This is a genomic window from Paraburkholderia sp. BCC1886, from assembly GCF_900996245.1.
Lineage (GTDB): Bacteria > Pseudomonadota > Gammaproteobacteria > Burkholderiales > Burkholderiaceae > Paraburkholderia.
The window spans coordinates 478851-486530 of sequence record NZ_CAAJGK010000074.1 but is presented as its reverse complement, the minus strand read 5'-3'; the positions used below and the strand labels follow the sequence as shown (position 1 = coordinate 486530).

General features: G+C 63.2%; 7 protein-coding genes. 6 read left to right on the top strand and 1 reads right to left on the bottom strand.

All coding sequences use genetic code 11. The annotated features are described in order from the left end of the window. Positions 1-565: 565 nt before the first annotated feature. Positions 566-1957 carry a PLP-dependent aminotransferase family protein gene (locus tag FQ746_RS26640; RefSeq protein ID WP_144112756.1) on the bottom strand — a complete coding sequence of 464 codons (1392 nt, stop codon included), beginning with the start codon at positions 1955-1957 and terminating at the stop codon, positions 566-568. A 345-nt stretch (positions 1958-2302) separates the two neighbouring features. On the opposite strand from FQ746_RS26640, the gene FQ746_RS26635 reads away from it, so the two are divergent. The 6 genes from FQ746_RS26635 to FQ746_RS26610 are packed head-to-tail and all read left to right on the top strand — an operon-like array spanning position 2303 to position 7677. Further along, the gene (locus FQ746_RS26635) at positions 2303-2785 is read left to right on the top strand and encodes an MSMEG_0572/Sll0783 family nitrogen starvation response protein (protein WP_144112755.1); all 483 of its coding nucleotides are present in this window, start codon (positions 2303-2305) and stop codon (positions 2783-2785) included. A 19-nt stretch (positions 2786-2804) separates the two neighbouring features. Further along, a complete protein-coding gene (locus FQ746_RS26630; RefSeq protein WP_144112754.1) occupies positions 2805-3839 on the top strand; it encodes a Nit6803 family nitrilase in 1035 nt (344 codons plus the stop codon). Beyond that, positions 3832-4902, top strand: a complete 1071-nt coding sequence (locus tag FQ746_RS26625; protein ID WP_144112786.1) for an MSMEG_0568 family radical SAM protein — start codon at positions 3832-3834, stop codon at positions 4900-4902. Before FQ746_RS26630 ends, FQ746_RS26625 begins: the two co-directional genes overlap by 8 nt. Before the next feature lie 2 nt (positions 4903-4904). Then, entirely contained in the window at positions 4905-5507 is a 603-nt protein-coding gene (locus FQ746_RS26620) for an MSMEG_0567/Sll0786 family nitrogen starvation N-acetyltransferase (protein ID WP_144112753.1), read from the top strand. Then, positions 5504-6502 (top strand): sll0787 family AIR synthase-like protein, encoded by a 999-nt coding sequence (locus FQ746_RS26615; RefSeq protein ID WP_144112752.1) that lies wholly within the window; start codon positions 5504-5506, stop codon positions 6500-6502. Before FQ746_RS26620 ends, FQ746_RS26615 begins: the two co-directional genes overlap by 4 nt. Beyond that, positions 6499-7677, top strand: coding sequence for an MSMEG_0565 family glycosyltransferase (locus FQ746_RS26610; protein WP_144112751.1), 1179 nt, complete (start codon positions 6499-6501; stop codon positions 7675-7677). The genes FQ746_RS26615 and FQ746_RS26610 overlap by 4 nt, the downstream gene beginning before the upstream one ends. Positions 7678-7680: the final 3 nt, after the last annotated feature.

The following is a 7680-nucleotide window of genomic DNA, read 5'->3' as shown; positions in this document are numbered from 1 at the left end:
CGCCACCATCAATCCTGAAAAGACGATATGACTGCCTGAAAAGTGTTACCCATGTCCCGGCACGGGTGTTACCTATGTCCTGAGTCCATACACCGCCGCAAAGAAAAGTAGGCAAAAGAAAGCGGGCTCAAACCGCTAACCATTAAGCGGGCCCCGCGCGGGGTTTCTGGCAGTGGTGCATCTGGAATCCGTGTTCCCGCACATTCCGCTCTTGTGACAAGGCAGTCATTCTTCCGGCGGCGCTTCGCGCGCCCCCGGGTCGTTCTACCACCTTCGGTTTCTCGTCTTCCGTGGTGTTCCCATCCGCGACGCACGCAGTGCGGAGTGGGAGCTGATGAGTGCTTTGTCACTAACGTCAAATGCGCGACGGCACGGATTCCAGATGCACCACTACCAAGGAAATGCCGCGGTTCCCGCTTAAGAATTAGCGGTGTGAGCCGCTTTCTTTTGCCTACTTTTCTTTGCGGCGGCAAAGAAAAGTAGGTGCCCCCCCGCACAGGGGGAACGCTAATAGACCACTAACAATGCAAGGAGAGGCCAAAAAGCCAGTGCAACGAAAAAACCATCACATAACCGGCGAATGCAAATGATGCGGATGCTCCAACGTCTCCGCCACGACCCGCAAAGCCTCTCCACACTCATCGCGAGTCTTCGACCCACCCAAACAAACCCGCATGGCATTAGGCGGATTCCCATCCGTTGAAAACGCCGCCCCGGCCACCGCAGCAATCCCTTGCCCCCGTAACTGCAAAGCAAGCTCGGAAGCACTCCACCCTGACTCAACCGGCACGGGCAACCAGAGATGAAACCCATCCTGCTGCGCCTCGAACGGCCACGCCGCCAACACCCTCGCAGCAATCCCCTGCCGCGCCCGCGACTCGCTCCGAATCGCATTCAACATATCCGCAGCAGTTCCATCCACGATCCACTGCGTAGCAATCGTCACCGTATAAGGACTAGCCATCACCGTAGTCGCCCGCAACGCCCCCGCGAGCCGCTGCGTTTGCCGCGCCGTCGGCGCATGCAGATGCGCAACCCGCAACCCCGCACCAAAACTCTTCGACATCCCCGTCACGTAATACGTCAACTCAGGCGCAAAGCTAGCCAACGCATCCGGCGCACTATGCGGCAACATCGCATAAGCATCGTCCTCGATAATCGGCACGCTATAGCGCAACGCCACATCCGCAAGCGCTTCGCGGCGCTTGTGCGTCAGCGTCAACGTACTCGGGTTCTGCAAAGTCGGATTGCAATAAAACGCACTCGGCTTATCCGTCTTGCAAAGCGCTTCGAAAGCATGCGCAAGCGGTCCTTCGTCGTCGCGCGGTAACGCCTGCAAGCGCACGCCGAGTTGCGCGGCAATCGCCTTGATCCCAGGATAAGCCAGCGTGTCCAGACAGATCGTGCCGCCCGGCCGCGCAAGCTGCGAAACCAGCGCAACCAGCGCGCTGTGTATGCCCGGACACACCAGCACGTTCTGCGCTTCACAATGCGGCACACGCCGTCTCAGCCACTCGGCGCCCGCATCCTTATCGGCCGCCGACCCACCGAAATCCTGATAACGCAATAACTGATACGGGTCGCTTTCGCTCATCAGTCGCGCCGCAGAATCCCGCAGACGCATCGCGAAATCGGGCGGCTCCGGCGGCGTGTTCATCGACATCTCGATGCTGCTGCCGCCCGACAACGGCAACGTGGCCGTGCGGCCGCGTACGAACGTCCCGCTGCCGGCGCGCGAATCGAGCAGGCCACGCTTCTTTGCCTCGGCGTACGCGCGCGCCACGGTCGTGTAATTCAGCGCGAGTTCTTCCGCGAGATCGCGCAGCCCCGGCAGACGGTCGCGCGGGCGCAACCTGCCGGTCGCAAGGTCTTCTTCGATCAGATCGGGAATCGCAAGGTAGGCAGGCTTGCGGATGTCGGCAAGACGTTTGATCCAGTGATGCGTGGGGCTGCTCATGACAAGGTCGCTTCGGCTAGATGAGTTGATCGCATTCGTATGCGATCAATGATCGGATTGATCGTCCGTGGTGAATGACTGCACCACCCCGACTCCTTCGTACGATGCAATCGCACCCGGCTGGTGCGATAACGCGGCCTCGACGGCGACGGCGCGGTACGGGTCGAGTCAATGCAAACTCCGCGCCTAAAAAATTTTTGTGTCGGACTTCGAATCGAGACGCAATTGATCGTCAATTGATCGCATGAGCGCGACCGATCAATGGCACGGTGGTTGCATTGGGAGAAGCGCGTCGCGTTCGATCGCACGCGTTCATCTACCCAGCAAACCAGATCGGAGAGTGTCATGCCAGCCGTCAACAAACCGCTGCATCAGAAAGGCGATTACCTTGTCGACTACGAAGAGAAAGTCTTCGAAGACGTGAAAGCCGAACCGGGCGAGAAAGCACTCGTCACGTTCCACACGGTGGCGTTCGAAGGCTCGATCGGCTTCGTCAATCTCTTGCAGGCCACGCGTTTGCAACGCAAGGGTTTCGACACGTCGGTGCTGCTGTATGGACCAGGCGTCACGCTCGGACTGCAACGCGGCTTTCCAACGCTCGGCGACGAAGCGTTCCCCGGCCATCTGAACTTCAACAAACAGCTGACGAAGTTCATGGAAGAAGGCGGCAAGGTCTACGCATGCCGTTTCGCGCTGCAGGCGCTCTACGGTCACGGCGAAGCTTCGCTCATCGAAGGCATTCGTCCGATCAGTCCGCTCGACGTGCTCGATATCCAGCTGCTGCATCGCAAGGATAACGCGCTGGTCATCCACACCTGGACGGTTTGAGCCGAGGCCGGTGACCACTATGTCCGACAAACGCATCGTGCGCGCCGCGGCAGTCCAGATCGCACCGGACTTCGAGAAGAGCGGCGGCACCCTCGAGAAAGTGTGCGAGGCCATCGGCAAGGCGGCACGCGAAGGCGTGCAGCTCATTGTCTTTCCCGAAACCTTCGTGCCGTACTACCCGTACTTTTCTTTCGTGCGGGCGCCCGTGGCTTCCGGCGCGGAGCACATGAAGCTCTACGAGGAAGCGGTGGTCGTGCCGGGCCCCGTCACGCAGGCGGTGGCGGAGCAGGCGCGTTTGCACCGGATGGTGGTGGTGCTCGGCGTCAACGAACGCGATCACGGCAGCCTCTACAACACGCAGCTGATCTTCGACGTGGACGGTCAGCTCGTGCTCAAACGCCGCAAGATCACGCCGACTTTTCATGAACGCATGATCTGGGGGCAGGGCGACGCCGCGGGCCTCAAGGTCGCGCATACGGGCGTCGGACGCGTGGGCGCGCTCGCTTGCTGGGAGCACTACAACCCGCTGGCGCGCTATGCGCTGATGACGCAGCACGAAGAAATTCACTGCAGTCAGTTTCCGGGTTCGCTGGTCGGCCCGATCTTCGCGGATCAGATCGAAGTCACGATCCGCCATCACGCGCTCGAGTCAGGCTGCTTCGTGGTCAATGCAACCGGCTGGCTGAGCGAAGCGCAGATCGCGTCGATCACGTCCGACACGAATCTGCAAAAGGCGCTGCGCGGCGGCTGCAACACCGCGATCGTGTCGCCGGAAGGCCAGCACCTGGCGCCGCCGCTGCGTGAAGGCGAGGGCATGGTCATCGCCGATCTGGACATGAGCCTCATCACCAAACGCAAACGCATGATGGATTCGGTCGGCCACTACGCGCGGCCCGAATTGCTGAGTCTCGCGATCAACCGGCGCCCCGCCGAAACCGTCTCGCCGATGCCCGTGTGGTCCGCGGCGTCGAACCACGACGGCCTGTCAACCTTAGGAGAGTGCGATGAGTTCCAGCGAGACCCTGTCGGCCGAGAGCCGGCAATTGATGACTGAATTGCAGTCGGCCGGTTTGCGGCTGGTGTCGCCCGACGCGGGCGCCGCGAGCCGGCGCGGCGGCGCGGGTCCGTCGGATCACAAGGCCGTGACGGTCGATGGCGTGACGATCATGGTGCCGGTGCATACGAGCACCGCGTGGCATTCGCCGTTCGTCGCGCAGACGCCGGACGCGCAGGGCGCGAGCGCGCTGTTGCGCGGCACGATTCCGATCGCCAGCATCAGCTTCCCAAAAGCGCCGCGCTTTTACGGCATGCAGACGCTCGACGGCGTGCCGTACTCGCATATCGCGACGCTGCATAGCTCGGACGTGCTGGCGACGACCGTGCTGCAAACCTGCATTCGCTACGAGAGCCGGCGCAAGAGCTGCAAGTTCTGTGCGATCGGTCAGTCGCTCGCAGCGGGACGCACGATCGCCCGCAAGACGCCCGAACAGCTGGCCGAAGTGGCGCGCGCGGCGGTGCTGCTCGACGGCGTGAAGCACATGGTGCTGACCACCGGCACACCGGCCACGTCCGACCGCGGCGCGCAGATTCTGTGCGAGAGCGCGTTCGCGATCAAGGCGGCCGTCGACCTGCCGATCCAGGCGCAATGCGAGCCGCCCGACGACGACCGCTGGTTCGCCCGCATGAAGGCGAGCGGCATCGACACGCTGGGCATGCATCTGGAAGTGGTGACCCCGGCGCTGCGCGAACGCATCATGCCGGGCAAGGCGAGTGTGCCGCTTGCGCGCTACATGGAAGCATTCAGGGCGGCGGTCGCGGTATTCGGGCGCGCTCAGGTCAGCACCTATATCCTCGCGGGTCTCGGCGACACCGCGGAAGCCATCCTGACGATGTCGCGTGAACTGATCGAGCTCGGCGTGTACCCGTTCGTCGTGCCGTTCGTGCCGATTAGCGGCACGCCACTCGAAAGCCATCCGGCGCCGACGCCGGAGTTCATGAAGTCGGTCTTGCAGCCGCTCGGCGCCATGCTGAATGCCGCGGCCATGCGTTCGAGCGATATCAAGGCGGGCTGCGGTAAATGCGGCGCGTGTTCGTCACTGTCTTCGTACGAGGTGTGACCATGTTCGGCGAAGCGATTGCAGGGGTAGCGCTCGATGGCGAAGTCGCTTTCGCGGCGTATGCGCCGAGCGAGTTCCGCATCAAGTGGACGACGCTGGACTGGGAAGCGGACGAAGCGTATAAGCTGCGCCGCGCGGTGTTCTGCATCGAGCAGGGCATTTTCGTCGGCGACGATCGCGACGACATCGACCGGCACGCGCAGCAACTGGTGGCCGTGAGTTGTGTGGCCGGCATGCCGGAACAGGTGGTGGGCACGGTACGCATTCATCGCGACGAACGCGGCCCTCACCAGTGGTTCGGTTCGCGGCTCGCGGTGCATGCGGCCTTCCGCCGGCACGGCAAGATTGGCGCGACGCTGATCCGTCTCGCGGTGAGCAGCGCCCATGCGCTCGGCTGCGAAACGTTTCTCGCGCACGTGCAGAGTCAGAACGTGCCGCTGTTTCGGGCGCTGCATTGGGATGCGCTCGCCGAAGAAAGCCTGCTCGGCCGGCCGCATCATCTGATGCAGGCGCAACTGGACCGGTATCCGCCGTGTGTCACGCCCTTGTCCGGATTCGTTACGCGGGTCCAGCACGTCGCGACGCCGGCAAGGAGCGTTGCATGAGCGTCGCCGATCTCGTAGCGGGCTTGCGCGAAAGCCGCGGGTTTCGCCATAAGACCGATATCGTCGACGTGGTGTCGTCGCTCGCGCGGCATCTGCCGCGGGGGTCGCGCGATCTTGATCAGGCGGTCGCGCTCGGTGACGACTGCGCGGCGCTCGATTGCGCGGCGCTCGCGGATGGCACGGGTTATCTGCTGTTCGCGATCGAAGGCATGGTCAGCGACTTCGTCAGCGCGATCCCTTGGTTCGCTGGTTACAGCAGCGTAATGGTCAATGTGAGCGACATCTACGCGATGGGCGGGCGGCCGCTCGCAGTCGTCGATGCGTTGTGGAGTTCCGGCATCGACGCCGCACAGGAAGTGCTGGCCGGCATGGCGGCGGCGTCCGTCGCGTATGGCGTGCCGATCGTCGGCGGTCATACGAATACGCGTAGCGACGCGGCGCAACTGGCGGTGTCCATCGTCGGCCGCGCGAATGCGTTGCTGTCCAGCTTCAACGCCAGACCCGGCGATAGGCTGATGATGGCCGTCGATTTGCGTGGCCGATTCGAAGAGCCGTATCCGTTCTGGAATGCCTCGGTGAATGCACCGCCCGGGCGCTTGCGTGCCGATCTCGAACTGTTGCCGCATCTGGCAGAAAGCGGTCTTTGCGATGCGGCGAAAGACATCAGCATGGCCGGCACGCTCGGCACCGCGCTGATGCTGCTCGAATGTTCGAAGGTGGGCGCGCGGATCGACCTCGACCGTATTCCGAAGCCCGACGGCGTCACGCTGGAAAGATGGCTCACGGCGTTCCCGAGCTACGGCTTTCTACTTTCCGTTCGTGAAGAGAACGTGCAGAAGGTGCAGGCGTTGTTCGACTCTCGCGAGCTTGCCTGCTCGGTCATCGGCACGCTGGACGCGACGCGCGAAGTGGTCGTGCACCGCCAGGGCGACGCCGCGCTGCTATGGGATTTCTCGTGCGAGCCGTTTATCGTCGCGCCGGGCGGTGTGCAATGACCGGGCTGCGAATCGGCTTGTTGACGCACTCGGTCAATCCGCGTGGCGGCGTGGTGCACACACTGGAACTGGCGAGCGCATTGAGCGCGCTCGGTCACGATGTGACGGTGTTCGTGCCGGCGGTTCCTGGCGAGACTCTGTTTCGCGAGCCGGCGTGTCGCCTCGTGTACGCGCCCATCACGTTGCCGCAAAGCGATACGGTGGCGATGGTGGCGGCGCGTATCGACGCGTTCGAGCGTGCCTTGCTCGCACACGACGCAGCGGCTTTCGACGTGCTGCATGCGCAGGACAGCATCAGTGGGAACGCGTTGGCCGGGTTGAAGGCGCGCGGCGTCGTTCACGGTTTTGTGCGGACCGTGCATCACCTGGATCGTTTCGATCATCCGCAACTCGCAAGCTGGCAACGGCGTGCGTACGAACACGCGGACCAGGTGCTATGTGTCAGCGCAAGCTGGACGCGCGAGATGAAAGCGACGCACGGTATCGAAGCCGCGACCGTGTCGAACGGTGTCGATTTGCGACGGTTCACGAAGCACGCCGATGCGGAGGACGTCGCGCTCGCACGACGCCTCGGCCTTCGCGGCGATGGACCCATCGTGCTGTCGGTCGGCGGCATCGAAGCGCGCAAGAACACGCTGGCCTTGCTGGAAGCATTCGCTGTTTTGCGCCGCACGTTGCCGCAAGCGCAACTGGTCATAGCGGGCGGCGCGAGTCTGCTCGATCACGACGCTTATACGCGCCGTTTGCTGGAGCGCGCCGCGCAACTCGGCCTGTCTCCCGGGCCGCACGAAGCGGTGATCGTAACCGGTCCGCTGGAAGACGCCGTCATGCCCGCGCTGTTCCGTCGTGCCGACGTGCTGTCGATGGTGTCGTTACGCGAAGGCTTCGGCCTCGTCGTGCTGGAAGCGCTTGCGAGCGGCACGCCTGTCGTCGCGTCGGCCATCGCGCCGTTCGACGAGTATCTCGACGACACGACCTGTTGCTGGGCCGACCCCACCGACGTGGCGTCGATAGCCGACGCGTTGCTGCGCGCGTTGCGCCCGGATAGCGGTATCGATTTCGACCACGCCGTGCCGGCGCTACTGTCGCGCTTTAGCTGGTCCGCGAGTGCGCGGCTTCATCTCGACGCGTATCGCGAGTTCGTCGCGAAGCGTCCCCTGTTATCCATCGATTGAGGA

Excerpts from the sequence above, each read along its gene's own strand:
- FQ746_RS26640 (WP_144112756.1), bottom strand. The coding sequence starts at position 1,957 with ATGAGCAGCCCCACGCATCACTGGATCAAACGTCTTGCCGACATCCGC.
- FQ746_RS26635 (WP_144112755.1), top strand. The coding sequence starts at position 2,303 with ATGCCAGCCGTCAACAAACCGCTGCATCAGAAAGGCGATTACCTTGTC.
- FQ746_RS26630 (WP_144112754.1), top strand. The coding sequence starts at position 2,805 with ATGTCCGACAAACGCATCGTGCGCGCCGCGGCAGTCCAGATCGCACCG.
- FQ746_RS26625 (WP_144112786.1), top strand. The coding sequence starts at position 3,832 with ATGACTGAATTGCAGTCGGCCGGTTTGCGGCTGGTGTCGCCCGACGCG.
- FQ746_RS26620 (WP_144112753.1), top strand. The coding sequence starts at position 4,905 with ATGTTCGGCGAAGCGATTGCAGGGGTAGCGCTCGATGGCGAAGTCGCT.
- FQ746_RS26615 (WP_144112752.1), top strand. The coding sequence starts at position 5,504 with ATGAGCGTCGCCGATCTCGTAGCGGGCTTGCGCGAAAGCCGCGGGTTT.
- FQ746_RS26610 (WP_144112751.1), top strand. The coding sequence starts at position 6,499 with ATGACCGGGCTGCGAATCGGCTTGTTGACGCACTCGGTCAATCCGCGT.